We start from the raw sequence: 19171 nt of genomic DNA, 5'->3' as shown, positions 1-19171 counted from the left end.
TATGAAATATCAAATATTTTGCTGTTTACTTCTTTTATGCTCTTGTTCCAACTGGGACAAGAGCATTGTGGCAGAAGTGAATGGACATAAAGTTTATTCTTCCGAGCTGTCTCAATTAACTACCCAAGAGACTTTTGATTTGCTTAATACAGCTTATGAGATAAAGATGAAGGCTTTGGAAGACTTGATTAAACAAAAGTTGATAGAGCAAGAAGCCACCGTTGCAGGAAAAACTTTCGAGACTTTTTTGAATGACTATATAGAAAAGGTGATGAGCATTAAAGAAGACAGCCTGCTTGCAGTGTATGGTTCTGTAAATGAGCGAATTCTCCATTCAAGGGAGAGATTAAACAAGATTTCTTCAGAAAGTATTGAAGGAACTATTTCTGTGAAGAATGATATTCGTGCAGCTATCATTCAGCATTTGGCAGATTCATTGTATAATAAGGCGCAAGTTAAAAGATACCTTTATCCTCCTAAACAGCCCAAATGTGTTGTTGGTGATTTGAACGTGCGCTATAGGGGCAATCTGAATGCTGCTACAACTTTCATTGTTGCTTCCGACTTTGACTGCAAACGTTGTGTTGATTTTGAAAAGACATTGAGGCGGATTTATGATAAATACAAGGAGCGGGTAAAGTTTGGATTCATCAATTTTGCTGATGAGCCTACCCTTGCATCCTTATCGTGCGAGGCTGCTTCCAGGTATGGTAAATTCTGGGAGTTCCACGATGCTATTTTTGAACACGAAGCTTTGGTAGATTCATCTTTTATTTTTAATATAGCCACAAATTTGGGTTTAGACTTAGAAGCATATAAACAAGAGTTGTTGTCTGCTCCAAATTATGATAAGGTAAACCATGCTATCAATAAGTTGATGGAACGGGGGCTTTTTGCCACTCCTACCATTATCATTAATAACAGACTAGTATACATCACAAATTCGTATGAGGAACTGACTAGACTCTTAGACCAAGAATTACAAAACAGATAAACTCTGATGCCGATGGTAAGATACCTTACAATTACATTTCTGGCCGGCCTTTCTCTCCTGCTTGCAAGTTGTGAGGAAGTGTTTGATGTCAATATCCCCGATTCTATGCTTGAGGGAATTGTATTTAATGGAGTAATTACAAACGAAAATCCCCCTTATTTCTTTCTTTTGAGGGAACCGGCATTGATGTCGGCTGAAGATTATGCCTATGAGGGTATAGAAGATGCTGTGATGATTGTTACGGACCTTACTGAAGGTATCAGAGATACTATGCAGGTGCTTTATCCGTATGGTGATTACGGTGGAGTGTTTTATGATTTTTATGATTATCATTTAAAGAAGAATACTCGCGAAAGAGTGAACCTCATGTATGATAATGGTTCTGGCAGGGGTATGTATGTCACTACCAAAATTTATGGCATAGAAGGTCATTCTTATCAATTGGATATTTATCACGATGGTAAGCATTATCAGTCCGATGTCCAGAAGATGGAGCCTGCACTTGTCATTACTGATTTGAAGCTGAAATATTTCGACTTTAATGAAAAAGGAGGCAGGTGGGCGCCATGTATAAGTTTCACTAATCCGTCTGAGGTAGATAACTATTATTTGTTCCGGTTATATTCGCGTACTTACAAGCATTTTTCTTTTTCGCGCCCTCACTCTTTGTTGGGCTCCAATACCTTTTGGGAGTATTCTATCTTGAGCGATGAGTATCTTGAAGAGAATGTGGTTGATTTTCTGATTGACGACGGAGAAAATCCTCTGGGTTATCCTCCGGGTTGGGATTATCCCATGGGAGATTCTGTATATGTATGGGCTCAGACCATATCCAAGAGTTGTTATGACGTTTTCGACCAGATGATACGCCAGTTCCGGTCGGATGGTGGCGCTTATACACCTGCACCGTCATCGGTGGGCAGCAATATAAGCGGCGGGGCGTATGGCTGCTTCCGTGTGAGTGCGGTTTCCGAAAAAGGTATTGCAACGGGGGAAAGATGATGCGTTCTTTTTTGTAATCGTAAGAAGATAAAATTAATGAAACTGTTGCTGATTTATTTCTGTATTTTGTTTTTGAGTTGTCAGGCAGTGGTTGCTCAAAAGGCCGTTGTACGAGGATGTGTGACGGATGCCAAAACGGGTGAGATTCTTTCGGATGCCAATGTGCTGGAACGAAGGTCGGGAACGGGGATGGCAACCAATGCTTACGGACTTTATTCCATATCACTTCCCAAAAGGGAATGTATATTGCAATGTTCCATGTTGGGGTATGTTACTTGGAGAGATACCTTGACTTTATCAGGAAATACGGTGGTGAATATCGCATTGACTCCCGATGATTATTGGCTGAAAGGTATCGAGATAGTGGGAAGCCGCAAGCATAGCGGACAATTTGCTTTGGAAGCAAAGGAAATACAAGCATTGCCATCTGTGGGAGGGGAACCGGATTTGATGAAGTCATTGCAGTTTCTGCCCGGAGTGCAGAGTGGCAATGAAGGGACAAACAATATTTCTGTACGGGGTAGTAACCAATGGGGAAATCTGGTCTTGCTGGATGAGGCTGTAGTTTATAACCCCAGTCATGTATTGTCCTTCTTTTCGGTGTTCAACAACGATGCCATCCGTGAGGTGAACTTGTACAAATCGTTCTTCCCGCTGAAGTATGGCGGTCGTTCTTCATCCGTCATAGACGTGCGTATGCGCGAAGGTAACAGCAAGGAACGTGAACGGAGTGCCAGCTTGGGGCTGATAGCCTCGAAAGTGTTGTTGGAGGGACCTTTGAAGAAGAAAGAGGGGTCTTATCTGGTTTCCGGCCGGTTTGGATATCCGGGTGTAGTAGCCGGACTGTTGGGAAGTAACCTGACGTCGAAACCGCAGATGTGGTTTTATGATGTCAATGCCAAAGTGAACAGAACGCTGGATGCTCGAAATCGTATGTTCTTTTCCTTGTATAGCGGAGGCGACCATACCGTGTTCAACAAGCTGGTGAAAGGCTATGGGATGGATTGGGGAAATGCTACGGCTACGATACGTTGGAATCATATACTGAATGATAAGACAAATGTGAATACAAGCGCTGTCTTCAGCAACTATTATTATAAGTACAAATCGTTGTCGGACGGATTGAGATATGTGTGGAAGTCGAACATGCAGTCGTATCAGTTGAAGTCGGATTGGGAGAGGTATCAGAACAATCTGCTGACCTTGAAGGGAGGGGTGAACCTGCATTATTTCACTACGATGCCCGGTGAGGTGGGCAAGTCCGGTAAGGATTCTAACATCACTCCTTCGGAAATGTCGCGCAAGAGTTTGTGGGATGCGGCATTGTATGCCGAGGCAAATTATAAATTCCTGCCCCGTTTTCTTCTGAATGCCGGGGTTAGGCTGTCCGTATTGCATGCACCGGCCTCTACCTATTATGCAGCCAAGACATTTGTGATGCCCGAACCCCGTGCCGAACTCTCTTTTATTCCGAATGCCTCGCACCGGTTTTCCGCATCGTATACACAGGCGGCACAGAGCATACACATGCTTACCACCTCTTCAGTAGGTATCCCCTCGGACATGTGGATGCCTGCCAATGCACTGTTGAAGCCCTCCGTCATGCGCCAACTGGCATTGGGATATGAATACAATTTCCCTGATAAGGAATATACATTGTCACTGGAGGCATATATGCGCCGAACAAACCATGTGGTAGATTATAGGAAAAATGCCGATATTTTTCAGAACGACCGGATAGAGGATGAAGTCGAAACCGGTTCTGCCAGAGGGTGTGGATTGGAATTCTATTTGTCAAAGAATAAAGGAGCCGTGACCGGATGGATTAGTTATACTCTCTCGCGTGCGCGTAACCGTATAGGAGGAGAGGAGTACCGACCGGTGTACGACCGTCCCCATAACCTGAAATTGTTCGTAAACTGGGAAATGAACAGACATTGGTCTCTGTCTTCCACTTTCTCCTATGCATCGGGGATGAATCTTACGCTTCCCGTTGGAAAGTATGAATCGGAACATGTACTGGTCTATATTTATTCTGACCGGAATGGTTATCGTGCCCCGGCTTTCCACCAGTTGGACTTTTCGGCAACGTGGCGTATCAGGCAAGACCGTAGCTTGAGCCTTTCCATCATCAATGCTTATAGCCGGAAAAATGTGTTCTCTATTTATGCAGGGAGGCAGGGGCACTTTTCTGTAGGAAACGGGCGTATCTATAAACTGTATCTTTATGGCATCGTCCCTTCGCTGACCTATTCTTTCAAGTTTTGAGATAACTCTTATTTTTTTCCTCCACCGGCAGTACAAACACGAACCTTGCCCCCTCCTTGTACTCCTTGTCCAGCAGCACTTTCCCTTTCAGTCGTTCGGCGATGAGGCGGCAGATATTGAGTCCCAGGCCGGTGCCTTGCTCGAAGTTGTCGGCCTTTTCAAAGCGTTCGAAGATGGTTTCCGAGTATTCCGGGGGAATGCCGGTACCGGTATCGGTGACGGAGAAGGTGACGTATCCGGGATGCTCTGTGAGGGAGCAGTGCAGGCGGATTTCGCCTTGTGTGGTGTGTTTCTCGGCATTGGTAAGGAAGTTGATGAGTATCTGGCACACACGTTGCCCGTCGGTGCTCAGTTCGTAGCAGTCGTCCACTTCGGAGGTGTAGTAGAGCTTCACGCCTTCGGGCGTGCGGTGTTCAACGGTGGTTATGGCTTCCCGGCAGAGTTTGTTGCAACTGTGCGGCGCTATCTTCATGGTGTATCTGTTGCTTTCCAACTCGGCTGCGCTGAGGATGTCCTCCACCAGTGTGAGGAGGAGGTCGGAATTGTGCTGTATGAGATGGCAGAAATCCTGCCTTTCCTCTTGGGAAAGGTTCGTGTCGGGGGAAGTGATGAGTTGTGAGAAGCCCACGATAGAGTTGAGCGGTGTCCGTATTTCGTGACTCATGTTCTGCAGGAAGATGCTCTTTGCCTTGTTGGCTGCTTCGGCTTGGTCGCGCGCTTCGGAAAGTTCCTCGTTCTTGTGGCATAGTTCGAGGTTGACTTTACGTTTGCGGTGGAGGTAGAGCATTAGGAAAAGCAGAGATAACAGTAAAAAGCCGGTGACAATGCTGAAAAGAGTGATGCGGTAGCGCGAGGTGGCCTGTATGTTTTCTATTTTCAGGCGTTCGGCGCCTATCTGGGTGTTCAGTTCGGCGATGTCCGACAGTTGCAGCAGATTGTTTGTCGAATCCAACTGCTGGTAATATTTTTTCAGATATTTGATGGCATTGGGATAGTCTTTGGCGCATTCGTAAATGTAGGCATGTTGTTGCAAGCCTTTCTCGGACAATTGGTCAGCGTGGGCATGGGCCTGCTCATACTGTTTGTCCAGTATGTTCTTGCTGATGTGGGCTATCAGTAGGGAAACGTTGGCAGAGAGCTTGCAGCGGTCTGCCATTTGTACGGCTTCTTTATAACAGTCGTTGAATTCATCTATACGTTTCTGCTTGAACAGTATCAAGCATTTCTCTATCATGGCTTGGGCTATGTTCCGTTCTGTTTTAGCGCTCTTCAAGGCTTTTTCGCAATAGTCCAGTGCGGTGGCGTAATCTTTTTGGGTGTTACGGTAATATTCGGCAAGGTTTGAGTATAGTTGGCTGGGATCCTGGTCGGGCATATTCTTCAGCATATAGTCCAAGGCTTCCTGATAGTATTGGGCGGAGAGGTCGAAGTTTCCGCGTGATTTGTAGATATGGCCCATGGTTCGGATACAGCTGAAGATACCGTAAGGGTATCTGTCGGCAAAAGCTTGCTTTTTCATTTTTTCCGCTTTCTGCAAGGCGAGCAATGAGCGTTGTTGGTTCAGGAAGTAGATGATTTCGCTGCTCCAAGCGTGATAATAATATTGCAGATAGTTATTGGCACGTGAAATCTCTTTCAGGTCAGTGGATGCCTTTTCTATTTTGCTATCATCTTTTTGGGATATATAGAACTGCAGGGGGATGATGTATGCCAGGCATTGTGCTTTTTTGTCACCGAGCTTCAGAGCCTGTTGATACAAAGTGTCGGCCACCAGCAGCCCCTCCTGCTGGCGTGCCTGCTTGGAAGCCCGCTGGTAGATGGGGTAGAGTGCATCGTCTATCTTGTAGGGATTGTTCTGTGCTGCGGAAGGTAGGGACACCCATACTGAAAGCACTAGAAAACATAACCTTGAAAGAATGCACTCCCTCTTTGTTCTATTGGATGGAATAAGCATGTTTTTTCCGGATACTTATTATTATGCCTATGGCATCGCAAAAATAAGATAAAAGAATAAATTACAAGTTTTTTATTTGCATAATTTCTCTATTTACTTGTTAAATAGTTCTTGTCAGGAGTGTTCTTACGAAATTTCCGGTGATAATGCCGCCCTCTACATCATCATATTCTTCCTTATTGAGAACTTCACGATGGCCATCGCTTCGACCTTCAGGACACGGCAGGTTCGGGCGGCAACGACGGCGACCAGGGCGAAAATCCTTTGGGATAAAATTATTTACGATTTGACGATGTACGATTGGAGTTAGTACTGCTAAATAGCCGCGCCTGTGTAGGCATTTATGATACGAGGAGTAATCCCAATCGTACATCGTCAAATCGTACATCTCTTAATCATTAACTCTTAATCCCTATTCATCATTCATGCGAAAAATCAACAACATCGTGGTGCATTGCAGCGCCACGCGGGAGGGCCATGCGCTCACTCCCGAAGCTTTGGAGGCAGAGCACCGCCGTCGCGGCTTCCGCACGACGGGCTATCACTACTATATCCGGCGCGACGGCACTGTGCTCGGGGCCCGCTCTCTGGAACTGCGGCCACAACAAGTATTCGGTCGGCATCTGCTACGAAGGCGGACTGGATGCCATGGGGAATCCGAAAGATACCCGCACCCCGGAGCAGCGTTCGGCACTCCGGCTGCTGGTACACCAGCTGCTGAAGCAGTTCCGGAATGCCCGTGTCTGCGGCCACCGCGACCTGAGTCCGGATTTGGACGGGGACGGAACGGTGCAGCCACGGGAGTGGGTGAAGCAGTGCCCGTGCTTCGAGGTTAGTAAAGAACTTTAATCCCCCCCTAGGACTCCCTGAAGGGGGAGGGGGATAGTCCTGAAGATTGAGCGCGCGCAGGATTGGCGGGAGTATTCTCCTTCCCCTTTAGGGGAACGAGGGGTCTAAAAACACAGAACATCATGAAAATAAGTAAAGAAACTTGGAAAGACATCCTGAAAATTGTGGGTACTATCATCGCTACCATAGCCAGTGTGCTGGGGGTGCAGGCGATGCCGCTCTGATTTCCCGGATGACAACTACCCCGCTTACAGCTTGGTATACAAAGCTACCAAGTGGGGCAGTTTTATGAAAAAAAACAGAAAGCATTCGTTCAAGTTTCGCAAGTCCTCTGTTGAAAGTCAATTATTGGATTTACGAAACTTAAGACTTTTACTCATCAGGAAATACAAAAAAACATGAAGCGAACAATTTATATCCTATTTTGCTGCCTATGGTGTGCAATTGCTACGTTTGCGCAGTCAGACAATATTCTTATCTCTAATGTGACTCCACCTTCCCCTCATGCACAAAGCATGCTGAAGGCAGGACATTTTCCGGTGTCCGGCTATACAGGGGTACCGGATATTACCATCCCCCTCTATACCGTCCAGTTGAAAGATTTTTCCTTTCCCGTCTCTCTTTCCTACAATGCCTCGGGCATCAAGGTAAATGAGGAGGCCACTCGGGTAGGGCTGGGCTGGACATTGAATGCCGGCGGAGTTGTGACCCATACCGTGAGAGGACGTTATCAGGACTTCTGCGAGTGGGCCTATTTCAATGACTCCCCGGATAACCAGCTCCAGGACATTGCGGGCATCTATCATATCGACACTTATCTTACGCAGGGAGCCGGCACTTCCTTGCCGTTCGCTCTACCCCAAGGTATGACCCATGAAATGCTGTACAGAGCTTTGACGAGCGATACTTATGCCAGTTGTGGCGGTACGGAACTGGCTCCTGATGTCTTCCACTATCACTTCTTGGGATATTCGGGAAAGTTCATATTTTCTCACTCGGGCCACATAGTGAAGGAAAGAGAAGACAATGTGCGGATTACGCCTCTTACGGAAAACGATGCTATGGGCCATCCCAAACTGGCCGGCTGGGTCATGACCACCCCCGATGGCACTGAATACCGTTTTGAACAGACTGAACAGACGTTTTTCACAGACAGTCCGCGTGCAGAAAGCTATTCCAGTGCTTTCTACCTGACGCGGATAAAGACAACGGCCGAAGCAGTGGTTACATTCGGCTATAAAACCAGGGATTTCCATTTGGCTTCTTTTGCCAATATTCAGGACAGTCGGATGGAACAATATATCACCGCGGATATGGCTTATTACAAGGTGCCCTATCTGGATAGAATCAGTTATCCCGGTGGCAGCATTAGTTTTGAGTATGCCACAGACCGGTTGGACTACAGTTCGGAAGTGCGCTTGTCGGCTGTTCGCATCAACGACGCTGCGGGCAACAATCTGAGCAAGTGGGAGTTGATTCAGGGATATTTTGTTTCCAATGCCAACACTGGCTTCGATGTGCCTACCCTTGACGAACTGAATCGCAGGCTGCCTAACAGCGCTTATTACAACTCCACATGGAACAACAAGATGTTTACGAAAGATTGGAATACCAAAAGACTGAAACTGACCGGACTCAAACATACGGCAAGCAATGTGGCTTCACCGGAAGTCTATTCCTTTTCCTACAACGAAGCCGCTCTACCCACCAAGTTGTCGGAAGCTCGTGATCATTGGGGATATTATAATGGTGCGGCCAACAAAAGTCTGATTCCTGCCTATTGCTGTAACAGCAATCAAAAGTCTGATTCGGTCATTTTGGAACATGGAGGCAGTGCCGATCGCGAACCCACTCCGGCATTCGCACAAGCATTCCAGTTGAGGTGGGTGACATATCCGACGGGGGGAACGGCGGAATTCACCTATGAATCGAATGTATACAAGACAAATGATTTTGAACAAGACCCCTATAAAAAAGATTTGATGTACCGCGTACAAGAGGTGGTATTGTCTGCCAGCCAGCGCCACAAATACGACAGCTACGGCAATCCTCTGTATGTCTCTGCCGATGGAACCGGAAACATGGTTTTCCTATGGAGCTACCAAGGCATGTACCCGGTGGCAAAAATCGTGAATGCCACGTATGAAGAGGTAAAGGCAGCCCTGGGCACCGCTCCCGAATCACTGTCCTCCTCTTCCAGTCCCGATACGGCACTGATAGACGGACTGAGGACGAAATTGGGCAAGGCGCATGTCACCACCTATACCTATAAACCCCAGGTGGGGTTGCTGACAGAAACTTCTCCGGCAGGAACAACCACTTACTACGGATACGACAACTTCGGCCGCCTGTCAGAAGTCTGGATGCTGGAAGGACTGTCCAGAAAAGTGCTTCAATCCTATGAATATAATTATGTCAATCCCTAAAACAACATGGCTATGAATAAGATTTTAAGATATATACTATTGATATTCGCTTTGGGCATCTCTTTGGAAATGCAGTCTCAAAGCTCCGGTCCGGCAACGGTCTCGTTCAGCAAGGACAAGAATTATGTGGCTACGCTCACTCCCCGCAACGGGGTTTCCTCCGTGGCTTGCAACAACGGGACAATCAGCAATTACGAAAGCGGCAACGTGCAGGTTTCCATCTGTTACATGGATGGATTGGGACGCCCGGCGCAGCAGGTGGAATACCGCACTTCGCCTGCGGGAAAGGATCTGATAAGCATGCAGGAGTACGCTTCCCTTGATGTGCCGGAAAAGCACTGGCTGCCGGTGGCTTTCAGTGCGGGCGGGGCATATACCGCCCCCTCCTCTGTCACGGCACAGGCACGGACGAACTACGGCGACACCGCTCCTTATGGCATGTCTTCCTATGAGGAACCCATACACCGACGCGTCTGTGAGGAGTATGGTGCCGGCCAGCTGTGGCACGACAACCGGAAGCGTGTGCAGACAAGCTACCTGACCAACAGGACGGGCGACAACCGGCTTGACTGCATCCGCTACAAGGTAGGGGGTGTCGGGAGCGGCACTGCATTGGTGCAATCCGGCAGCTATGCTTCGGGAGAGCTCAGTGTGGTATGCACCACGGACGAGGACGGGAACGTTTCCTACCTGTTTACCGACAAGCTGGGACGTATGGTATTGCAGCGCTGGGTCATTGGAAGCGACAACCACGACACCTACTACGTCTACGACAACCGGGGCAATCTCCGCTTCGTCCTTCCCCCGCGCATCCGGGACGAGGGAATCTCACAAGACAAGCTGGATGCACTGGCCTATTGCTATCGGTACGACAGCCGTGACCGGTGCGTGTGGAGGAAGCTGCCCGGCTGTGATGCCGTGCGCTATGTCTACGACAAGGCCGACCGTCTGATTTTCGTGCAGGACGGCAACCTGAAGGGACAAGGCAGATGGCGCTTCACCATTCCCGACGCTCTGGGCCGTACAGTGCTTTCCGGGCTCTGCTCGGACACCCTGCCGGTGGTTGGAAGTCCGGTGGAAGCGGAGTTCACGGGCAGCGGAAGTTATAAGGGATATGCCGTGAAAGTGGGTGGAACCGTCCGTGAACTTTCCGGAAGCAGGCTGCTCACTGTGAACTACTACGACAACTATGACTTTCTTGGCAAGAACGGTTTTCCTGCCTATGCCTACGACAGTTCCATGGAGTCCTCCGGATACGGCACCAAATCCGATGCCCGGGGAATGCTTACGGGCAGCGTGACGGGCTTGGCCGGGGACGGCGCCGGACAGCTTTACAGTGTGGTGTATTATGACCGCCGTTCACGGCCCGTCCAGCGGCAAGGTTCCAATTCCCTGGGAGGCAAGGAAACGGAATACACGGCCTATAACTTTACCGGCCAGCCTACCAGGTTGCGCCATGTTCATACTGCCCAAGGCAAGGCTGTCCGTACGGAGGTCCGTACATATTCCTATGACCATGCAGGCCGGTTATTGACGGTGAAGCACAAGCTGGATGCTTTGGGAGAGGTTACGCTCGTGAACAATGTCTATGACGACCTGGGGCGTCTACAGTCGAAGTCGCTGCATGGCAGTGCCGTCAACAAGCAGACCTATGCTTACAACATCCGCAACTGGCTGACGGGGGTCAGCGGAAGCAAGTTCACGCAGAATCTGTATTATAACACCGGAAACGGAGTAGCGAAGTACAACGGCAGCATCAGCAGCATGACTTGGAAGGCAGGCAATGAAAGCACCGTCCGCGGCTATAAGTTCACCTACGACGGTCTGGATAGGATGCTGAATGCTATTTATGGGGAAACGGCAGGCATCAATACGAATGCCAACCGTTTCAGCGAGAATGTGACGGGCTATGACAAGAACGGTAACATCAAGGGATTGCAACGTTACGGGCAGACCGGAGCTTCTGCCTACGGCCTGATAGACAACCTGACTTTTACGCTGAACGGTAATCGGTTGAACCGCGTGGACGATGCGGTAGCGGTTTCCACTTACAACGGCGGCTTTGGTTTTAAGGACGGCGTGAAGCAGGCGAATGAATACACTTACGACGCTAACGGGAATTTAACTAAAGATTTAAACAAGGGAATCACCGGAATATCGTATAATTGTTTAAATTTGCCGAATGCAGTAACCTTCAGTGACGGAAGTACAATTACCTATACCTATGGAGCTGACGGCACAAAGCTAAGAACAGTCCATAAGATAGGCAGCGCTACCACCACTACCGATTACTGCGGAAATGTGGTCTATGAAAACGGAGTGCAGAAGATGCTTCTTACCGAAGAGGGCTATGTCAACCTGACCGGAACTCAGCAGTATCACTACTATCTGAAAGACCATCAGGGGAACAACCGGGTAGTTGTCAACCAGTCAGGCACTGTAGAGGAAACGAACCATTACTATCCCTTCGGAGGGGTATTTGCAAGTACTACGAATGTCCAGCCTTATAAGTATAACGGCAAGAAATATGACACGAAGAAAGGACTGAATTGGTATGACTATGGAGCAAGGCATTATGATGCGGTACTGGGACGGTTTACGACTGTTGACCCTCTGGCGGAGAAGTATTATTCGATAGGGATGTATGCATATTGTAGTAATAATTCCGTACGCTATATTGATCCGACAGGTATGTCCATAAGTCCGATTTATGACGAAGAAGGTAAGTTGATTGGTACAGATGATGAAGGTCTGCAAGGAGAGGCCATTATTATGAACAAGTCAAACTTTAAACAAGACATGTCTCATGAAGAGGCACTAAGCCATAGTTTAGGGTATAATGGATTGGCAGATGAAGAAGCGCGCTCTAACTACTTGGAGAGTTATACAAGTCTTAAAGACAGACCGGATTATGATGGATATTTGACCTTGGAGGAAGCTAATAAATGGTATAGGGAAGGGAAAGGACAACCTCTATTCACATCTTTAGCAAAAATAGATTTATCAGGGATATACTCTTTAGGAGAAAAATATGTGAGAGAAATAAAAAGTTTTAATTTATTGTTGCATAGTGGCTCCTTAAATGATGGATTAGTATACGGAAACGTTACTTTAAAACGATATCCGAATCATTCAGTAAGAGCTTTTTCTGATAAATATGATTTTGAAATGCACAATGGTCGGAATCCATTGAATTGGGGAAGAAATATAGAAACTATTATAGGAAATAGGGTTGCAGGAAGGGGACAACCATATGAAATAAATATTTATGGAAGTGCTAAACTGACACCATTTTTACCTTGGATAAAATAATATGAAGAGATATGAAAAAGGGATGTATTGTTCTACATTTGCTTTGTAGTTTATTTATTCAAAGTTGCATTTCTGATTCTATTAAGAACTTAGGAAATGGATATTTTTATAGAGATGAAGGAGAGAATATAAAAGATATTCTTTGTCAAAATTCCAATGGTGGAGAAATACCGGCAACTGTACTTGACTATATCTATAACGATGAATATATTATTGCAAAACAGAAGCCTAAATATCCTCAAGAACCTTTATACAAAAGAAAATATGAATATGGAACAAACGATAGTTTATTCTATTGGATAATTTTAAAAACAAACGATGTTGTATTGGGACCTTTGAGTTGGCAAGAGTATTTGGATATGAGATTAAAATACCAAATACCAATTGAGCTATCTTTGTACTGATTTTTTGTCGCAGCGGATGTTCTTCATCCGCTGCTTCTGAATATTAGAATCTCCTGCTTCGATAAGCCAAATGATTCCCTGCTTATATTGCCCCATCTCTATAAGCAGGGAATTTTATTTCATACCTGACGAACGTTCCGGGCGGAGCTTTATTGAACCGCATAGCCTATAAAGTGAACGGGACAGGTAGGAACGCCACGCTTTCCAAATCAGGGAACTGCTCTTCGGGCAATCTTTACATTGTGCGCACCACGGACGAGGACAGGAACGTTTCCTGCCTATTCACCGACAAGCTGGGACGTATGGTATTGCAGCGCCGGGTCATCGGAAGCGACAACCACGACACCTACTATGTCTACGACAACCGGGACAATCTCCGTTTCGTCCTTCCCTCGCGCCTGCGGGACGAGGGAATCTCACAGGAAAGGATGCACTGGCCTATTGCTATCAGTACGACAGCCGCGACCGCTGCGTGTGGAGGAAGCTGCCCGGATGTGATGCCGTGCGCTATGTCTACGACAAGGCCGACCGTCTGATTTTCGTGCAGGACGGCAACTTGAAGGGACAAGGCAGATGGCGCTTCACCATTCCCGACGCTTTGGGCCGTACAGTGCTTTCCGGCCTCTGCTCCGAGCCCCTGCCGGTGGACGGAAGTGCGGTGGAAGCGGAATTCACGGGCAGCGGAAGCTATAAGGGATATGCCGTGAAAGTGGGTGGAACCGTCCGTGCACTTTCGGGAAGCAGGCTGCTCACAGTGAACTACTACGACAACTATGACTTTCTTGGCAAGAACGGTTTCCCCGCCTATGCCTACGACAGTTCCATGGAGTCCTCCGGATACGGCACCAAATCCGATGCCCGGGGAATGCTTACGGGCAGCGTGACGGGCTTGGCCGGGGACGGCGCCGGACAGCTTTACAGTGTGGTGTATTATGACCGCCGTTCACGGCCCGTCCAACGGCAAAGTTCCAATTCCCTGGGAGGCAAGGAAACGGAATACACGGCCTATAACTTTACCGGCCAGCCTACCAGGTTGCGCCATGTTCATACTGCCCAAGGCAAGGCTGCCCGTACGGAAGTCCGTACATACTCCTATGACCATGCAGGCAGGTTGTTGACGGTGAAGCACAAGTTGGATGCTTTGGGAGAGGTTACGCTCGTGAACAATGTCTATGACGACCTGGGCCGTCTACAGTCGAAGTCGCTGCATGGCAGTGCCGTAAACAAGCAGACCTATACTTACAACATCCGCGGCTGGCTGACGGGGGTCAGCGGAAGCAAGTTCACGCAGAATCTGTATTATAACACCGGAAACGGAGTAGTGAAGTACAACGGCAGCATCAGCAGCATGACCTGGAAGTCCGGGAACGAAAGTACAGTCCGCGGTTACAAATTCACTTATGACGGTCTTGACAGAGTACTGAACGCTACCTATGGCGAGACAGCAAGTATCAGCACGAATGCGAACCGCTTCTCGGAGAACGTTACGGGGTATGACAAGAACGGCAATATCAAGGGATTGCAGCGTTACGGGCAACTCTCTTCAACCTCCTACGGCCTGATAGACAACCTGACTCTCACCCTGAACGGCAATCAGTTGAGCTGTGTGGAGGATGCGGTGAGTACCGCTGCATACGGTACAAACACTGCCTTTGTGAACGGTGCAAGCGTCGCAGGGGAGTATGCCTACGATGCCAATGGTAATTTAACAAAAGATTTGAATAAGGGAATTACCGATATTCAATATAATGTATTAAATTTGCCCAGTACGGTATCGTTCAGTGATGGTAGCACAATCACCTATACTTATGGTGCTGACGGCACGAAACTGAGAACAGTCCATAAGATAGGTAGTACAACCACAACGACTGACTACTGCGGTAATGTGATCTATGAAAACGGTACTCAGAAGTTGTTGCTCACCGAAGAGGGTTACATCAACCTGACCGGTACCCAGCAGTATCATTACTATCTGAAGGACCATCAAGGTAACAACCGTGTAGTAATCAACCAGTCAGGTACTGTGGAGGAAACGAACCATTACTACCCTTTCGGTGGTGTGTTTGGCACTGCAGGCAATACCCAGCCTTACAAGTATAACGGTAAGGAGCTTGATACGAAGAAGGGTTTGAACTGGTATGATTATGGGGCGAGACATTATGATGCTGCGTTGGGAAGGTTTACGACGAATGACCCGTTGGCGGAGAAATATTATTCGATGAGTCCGTATACTTATTGTGCCGATAATCCGGTAAAGTTCATAGACCCAAATGGTATGGAATATGCTCCTGGTGATCTGTTTAAGACTAAAAGAGCAGCAGCTAAAGATTGGGGTATGTATTATAATGGTGCATCTATTATACGTAAACGTGAAATGGGCTCTTCTATTTATGAAGTTAAGCAAAAGGGAAAGCTAAAGGGATATTCTTATAGTGCAGCCAATGAAGGAGAGCACAGCGTATCTATAAGCTTACCTCCTAACGGTGAGAGATTTGTAGGATCGATTCATTCGCATGGAGACGCGGACGCAGAGCATATAAATAATAAATTCTCAAAAGCTGATATAAAATATATTGAGAAAACAAAAGAAAATGGTTATTTGGCTACGCCGAGTGGCGATTTGTTAGAATATAATCCTTATAGTAAGAAAACATCAATAGTGACTAGTGATCTTCCTAGTGATCCCAAAGATCCTAAACGAAAGAATAATATTAATCCGAAAGATATTCCTGCTGAAAAGGGTAAACAAAGAATGAAAGAATTGCTACAAAAGCCAGATTTAAACATTCCTGTTAGCCAGAGAGAACATATTCATTGGGTATTTTAAAAAGATAGCAATATGTATAGGACTTATTTTTTTGCTTTAATGCTATTTGCGATGTCATGTACAAACAGTACATCGAAGGTCGGAGAAGATCAACAATCATCTCAACAGATTGAGTATGTAATGAATGATAGTCTCTCAACAGATTTTTATACTGATATGAAAAGCTATGTTCCTGCAGAGGGATTTATACCTACAGCGGATATTGCAGTAAAGATAGCGGAATGCGTACTATTGGAAATTTATGGAAAGGAAAGTATAGAGAAAGAAAAACCTTTTTCTGTTAACTTGGTAAATGGAATATGGGTAATAGAAGGGCATATTCCTAATGGAAATGATAGTGCGCTGACTTTCTGTGGACAATCTTATGTGGAAATAAGAAAAAGTAATGGTGAGATTATAAAGCTTTTGCATACTAAATAAAAAATATTACTCTAATATAAGTTGCCTTTTTTCAATGAGATTTATTTAATTACTATCCTAACATCAGATATGCTATATCTTGTATGTTAGGATAGTTTTTTAGGTCTATCAAATGATGTAGGTCATGCAGGACTACATCCGTACTCTCCGGATGCTTAACAGCACGGGCACTTCCTATCTGGATAACATTTCCTATATGTATTATTTGTACGACAGTCTGGGACGGCTGACCCTGCAGGGGGGAATCCTTCTTCCAGTCCTACCGTGCTTGTGCAGAACAACTTGCTCAGTGGCTACGACATCACAAGTACGGTTTATACTTTCTCCAACAAGCCGTCTGGTGTGACACATACACATACTGCCAGCGGAAAGACCACGCGCACGGAAGTATATACCTATACCTACGACCATGCGGACAGAATAAGCAAAGTGCAGCATAGTCTTGGCAGCACTGCGATTACTCTGTACGATGCGACTTATGACAACTTCGGTCGTTTACTGACCAAGCAGTATCACGGTACGAGCACCAACAAGCTGACTTATACCTACAACCTGCGTAGCTGGCTGACGGGAATCAGCGGCACACGCTTCACGCAGAACCTGTACTACAACACGGGTGTGGGTACTGCGAAGTACAACGGCAGCATCAGCAGCATGACCTGGAAGTCCGGGAACGAAAGTACAGTCCGTGGTTACAAATTCACTTATGACGGTCTTGACCGGATGCTGAACGCTACCTATGGCGAGACAGCAAGTATCAGCACGAATGCGAACCGCTTCTCGGAGAACGTTACGGGTTATGACAAGAACGGTAACATCAAGAGTTTGCAACGTTATGGCCAGACTGGTGCCAGTGCCTACGGCCTGCTTGATAACCTGACTTACACATTGACCGGTAATCAGTTGAGCTGTGTGGAGGATGCGGTGAGTACCGCTGCATACGGTACAAACACTGCCTTTGTGAACGGTGCAAGCGCCGCAGGGGAGTATGCCTACGATGTCAATGGTAATTTAACGAAAGATTTGAATAAGGGAATTGCCGATATTCAATATAATGTATTAAATTTGCCCAGTACGGTATCGTTCAGTGATGGTAGCACGATTACCTATACTTATGGTGCTGACGGCACGAAACTGAGAACAGTCCATAAGATAGGCAGTACAACCACAACGACTGACTATTGCGGTAATGTGATCTATGAAAACGGTACTCAGAAGTTGTTACTCACAGAAGAGGGTTACATCAACCTGGCCGGTACCCAGCAGTATCATTACTATCTGAAGGACTATTAGGGTAACAACCGTGTAGTGATCAACCAGTCTGGCACTGTGGAGGAAACTAACCATTACTACCCTTTCGGTGGTGTATTTGCCACTGCAGGCAATACCCAGCCTTACAAGTATAACGGTAAGGAGTTTGATACGAAGAAGGGTTTGAATTGGTATGATTATGGGGCGAGACATTATGATACGGCGTTAGGAAGGTTTACGACTAATGACAGATTTGCCGAGAAGTATTATTCGATGTCTCCGTATCAGTACGGGGCGAATAGTCCGGTTGTTAATATTGATGTGAATGGAGATAGTATTAGAATTTGCACTGAAACTCAGTCCTTTGGTCACACATGGATTAGTGTTGGTGAAGGATCTAATATGACTGTTTATAGCTACGGACGATACAATGGAACTAATAAAGGGCCAGATAGAAGCTCTAATTCTTTAGGAAATGGTTCCGGTGTTCTTTTAAAGTTAATGGGGGATGAAGCAAAAGCTTACAATGACAAAAAAAGCAGCTGGTGGAATGTCTGTATTTGTAGTAACAGATGTGGCAGATGAAAAAGTTGCTAATATTTTAGACGAAAAGTTTAATTAATATGTCAACTACAATGCCAGATAATCCTAAAAGTGATTATTATAACAGTTCTTCTGCTCGTATTATTGATGAATATAAGCTGACAAGTAATAATTGTACAACAATGGTATCTGACGTGTTGAATAAAAGTGGGTCAAATGCTCTGAAAGGGACAAGGCTACAACAAACAAGTAATTTGGGAACATGGACTACTATTCCTATTGTCAACAGATTTGTTCTTCCAATATCAATGCAGAATCATTTAGTGAGAATATCCAAACCAGGAGGTGTAGTTTATAAAACAAGATAGATTATGAAATGGCTTAGAATTGTGTTTGTTGCCACATCAATAATTCTTTCATTATTAATTATATACGCAATTATTAATTGTGAAATTAGTTATAAATATGAGATTGAAAATCGATGTGGGGATAAGATTGATATCTTATGGGTTGAGGAGTGGCTAAAAGAAACGATTAAAGTGTGGAAGTTTTTTCTATGCTATGTAATCATTAATATCTTTTATTTAGTAGCTTCTCTTGTCAATAGCCGTAAATCTTCAAAAGAAAAATGCAGTTTATCATAAACAAACGCAGTCTCTTTTGTATTGATAATTAGGCCGTCTTGCCTTGATATGAATTGACTATTTTTATCGTTATCCTAACATCAGATATCCCATATCTTGCATGTTAGGATATTTTTTTGTCATATAACAGTCATACCATTTCTAATGTTGTAACTATCCTCCGTGCCGGGCTACACCCTTTTTTGCAGATGGCTATACCATCGCATAGAAAGGGTGTAGCCATCCGGAGTAAAAGGTGTAGCCTCGTGAAATGTGTCCTACGAATGCTTTTGGCGGG

14 protein-coding genes and 2 pseudogenes are annotated in these 19171 nt (G+C 46.0%); 15 read left to right on the top strand and 1 reads right to left on the bottom strand.

The genetic code is table 11. From position 1 onward, the window contains the following. Nucleotide 1: 1 nt before the first annotated feature. From JXR92_RS03905 to JXR92_RS03895, 3 genes are read left to right on the top strand one after another with little or no spacing between them, the layout of a single operon-like run. Nucleotides 2-994 carry a thioredoxin domain-containing protein gene (locus JXR92_RS03905; RefSeq protein ID WP_138346389.1) on the top strand — a complete coding sequence of 331 codons (993 nt, stop codon included), beginning with the start codon at nucleotides 2-4 and terminating at the stop codon, nucleotides 992-994. Between the two features lie 12 nt (nucleotides 995-1006). After that, entirely contained in the window at nucleotides 1007-1996 is a 990-nt protein-coding gene (locus JXR92_RS03900; protein ID WP_138346392.1) for a DUF4249 family protein, read from the top strand. Nucleotides 1997-2032: 36 nt separating this feature from the next. Next, nucleotides 2033-4264: a TonB-dependent receptor gene (locus JXR92_RS03895; RefSeq protein ID WP_117965036.1), complete on the top strand. Its 2232-nt coding sequence runs from the start codon at nucleotides 2033-2035 to the stop codon at nucleotides 4262-4264. On the opposite strand, the gene JXR92_RS03890 is transcribed toward JXR92_RS03895, so the two are convergent. Next, nucleotides 4254-6218 (bottom strand): tetratricopeptide repeat-containing sensor histidine kinase, encoded by a 1965-nt coding sequence (locus JXR92_RS03890; RefSeq protein WP_119962195.1) that lies wholly within the window; start codon nucleotides 6216-6218, stop codon nucleotides 4254-4256. The genes JXR92_RS03895 and JXR92_RS03890 overlap by 11 nt on opposite strands. 97 nt (nucleotides 6219-6315) lie before the next feature. Between JXR92_RS03890 and JXR92_RS03885 the strand changes: the two genes are divergently transcribed. The 12 genes and pseudogenes from JXR92_RS03885 to JXR92_RS03830 all read left to right on the top strand — a co-directional run bounded on the left by JXR92_RS03885 (nucleotide 6316) and on the right by JXR92_RS03830 (nucleotide 18894). Further along, nucleotides 6316-6528 carry a hypothetical protein gene (locus JXR92_RS03885; protein WP_171030469.1) on the top strand — a complete coding sequence of 71 codons (213 nt, stop codon included), beginning with the start codon at nucleotides 6316-6318 and terminating at the stop codon, nucleotides 6526-6528. Between the two features lie 115 nt (nucleotides 6529-6643). Then, nucleotides 6644-7067, top strand: a pseudogene (locus JXR92_RS03880) (N-acetylmuramoyl-L-alanine amidase). 122 nt (nucleotides 7068-7189) lie between these two features. Continuing rightward, entirely contained in the window at nucleotides 7190-7291 is a 102-nt protein-coding gene (locus JXR92_RS03875; protein ID WP_005825315.1) for a smalltalk protein, read from the top strand. A 174-nt stretch (nucleotides 7292-7465) separates the two neighbouring features. After that, on the top strand, nucleotides 7466-9493 hold the full coding sequence (locus JXR92_RS03870) for an RHS repeat domain-containing protein (protein WP_138346394.1): 2028 nt from the start codon (nucleotides 7466-7468) through the stop codon (nucleotides 9491-9493). A 12-nt stretch (nucleotides 9494-9505) separates the two neighbouring features. Beyond that, complete coding sequence (locus tag JXR92_RS03865; RefSeq protein ID WP_226791271.1) at nucleotides 9506-12805, top strand: RHS repeat domain-containing protein; 3300 nt, start codon at nucleotides 9506-9508, stop codon at nucleotides 12803-12805. 11 nt (nucleotides 12806-12816) lie between these two features. Continuing rightward, on the top strand, nucleotides 12817-13209 hold the full coding sequence (locus tag JXR92_RS03860; RefSeq protein WP_117965026.1) for a DUF3997 domain-containing protein: 393 nt from the start codon (nucleotides 12817-12819) through the stop codon (nucleotides 13207-13209). Between the two features lie 173 nt (nucleotides 13210-13382). Continuing rightward, complete coding sequence (locus JXR92_RS03855; protein WP_131225637.1) at nucleotides 13383-13745, top strand: hypothetical protein; 363 nt, start codon at nucleotides 13383-13385, stop codon at nucleotides 13743-13745. Next, the gene (locus tag JXR92_RS03850) at nucleotides 13682-16036 is read left to right on the top strand and encodes an RHS repeat-associated core domain-containing protein (protein ID WP_206897487.1); all 2355 of its coding nucleotides are present in this window, start codon (nucleotides 13682-13684) and stop codon (nucleotides 16034-16036) included. The genes JXR92_RS03855 and JXR92_RS03850 overlap by 64 nt, the downstream gene beginning before the upstream one ends. Nucleotides 16037-16048: 12 nt before the next feature. Then, complete coding sequence (locus JXR92_RS03845) at nucleotides 16049-16456, top strand: NTF2 fold immunity protein (RefSeq protein WP_051642902.1); 408 nt, start codon at nucleotides 16049-16051, stop codon at nucleotides 16454-16456. Between the two features lie 270 nt (nucleotides 16457-16726). Continuing rightward, a pseudogene (locus JXR92_RS03840) lies at nucleotides 16727-18052 on the top strand (RHS repeat-associated core domain-containing protein); the annotation flags it as partial. A 278-nt stretch (nucleotides 18053-18330) separates the two neighbouring features. Continuing rightward, nucleotides 18331-18618, top strand: coding sequence for a hypothetical protein (locus tag JXR92_RS03835; RefSeq protein ID WP_226791268.1), 288 nt, complete (start codon nucleotides 18331-18333; stop codon nucleotides 18616-18618). A 3-nt stretch (nucleotides 18619-18621) separates the two neighbouring features. Continuing rightward, a complete protein-coding gene (locus JXR92_RS03830) occupies nucleotides 18622-18894 on the top strand; it encodes a hypothetical protein (RefSeq protein WP_009037544.1) in 273 nt (90 codons plus the stop codon). The last annotated feature ends 277 nt before the right edge of the window (nucleotides 18895-19171 follow it).

The sequence above is a fragment of the Bacteroides parvus genome, assembly GCF_017309675.2.
GTDB classification, from domain to species: Bacteria; Bacteroidota; Bacteroidia; order Bacteroidales; family Bacteroidaceae; genus Bacteroides; species Bacteroides uniformis.
The sequence above is the reverse complement of the archived record's forward strand: the minus strand, read 5'-3'. Positions and strand labels throughout refer to the sequence as shown.

What these genes read in the sequence shown, in the direction of transcription:
- JXR92_RS03905 (WP_138346389.1), top strand. Translation starts at nt 2, where the DNA reads ATGAAATATCAAATATTTTGCTGTTTACTTCTTTTATGCTCTTGTTCC.
- JXR92_RS03900 (WP_138346392.1), top strand. Translation starts at nt 1,007, where the DNA reads ATGGTAAGATACCTTACAATTACATTTCTGGCCGGCCTTTCTCTCCTG.
- JXR92_RS03895 (WP_117965036.1), top strand. Translation starts at nt 2,033, where the DNA reads ATGAAACTGTTGCTGATTTATTTCTGTATTTTGTTTTTGAGTTGTCAG.
- JXR92_RS03890 (WP_119962195.1), bottom strand. Translation starts at nt 6,218, where the DNA reads ATGCTTATTCCATCCAATAGAACAAAGAGGGAGTGCATTCTTTCAAGG.
- JXR92_RS03875 (WP_005825315.1), top strand. Translation starts at nt 7,190, where the DNA reads ATGAAAATAAGTAAAGAAACTTGGAAAGACATCCTGAAAATTGTGGGT.
- JXR92_RS03870 (WP_138346394.1), top strand. Translation starts at nt 7,466, where the DNA reads ATGAAGCGAACAATTTATATCCTATTTTGCTGCCTATGGTGTGCAATT.
- JXR92_RS03865 (WP_226791271.1), top strand. Translation starts at nt 9,506, where the DNA reads ATGAATAAGATTTTAAGATATATACTATTGATATTCGCTTTGGGCATC.
- JXR92_RS03860 (WP_117965026.1), top strand. Translation starts at nt 12,817, where the DNA reads ATGAAAAAGGGATGTATTGTTCTACATTTGCTTTGTAGTTTATTTATT.
- JXR92_RS03845 (WP_051642902.1), top strand. Translation starts at nt 16,049, where the DNA reads ATGTATAGGACTTATTTTTTTGCTTTAATGCTATTTGCGATGTCATGT.
- JXR92_RS03835 (WP_226791268.1), top strand. Translation starts at nt 18,331, where the DNA reads ATGTCAACTACAATGCCAGATAATCCTAAAAGTGATTATTATAACAGT.
- JXR92_RS03830 (WP_009037544.1), top strand. Translation starts at nt 18,622, where the DNA reads ATGAAATGGCTTAGAATTGTGTTTGTTGCCACATCAATAATTCTTTCA.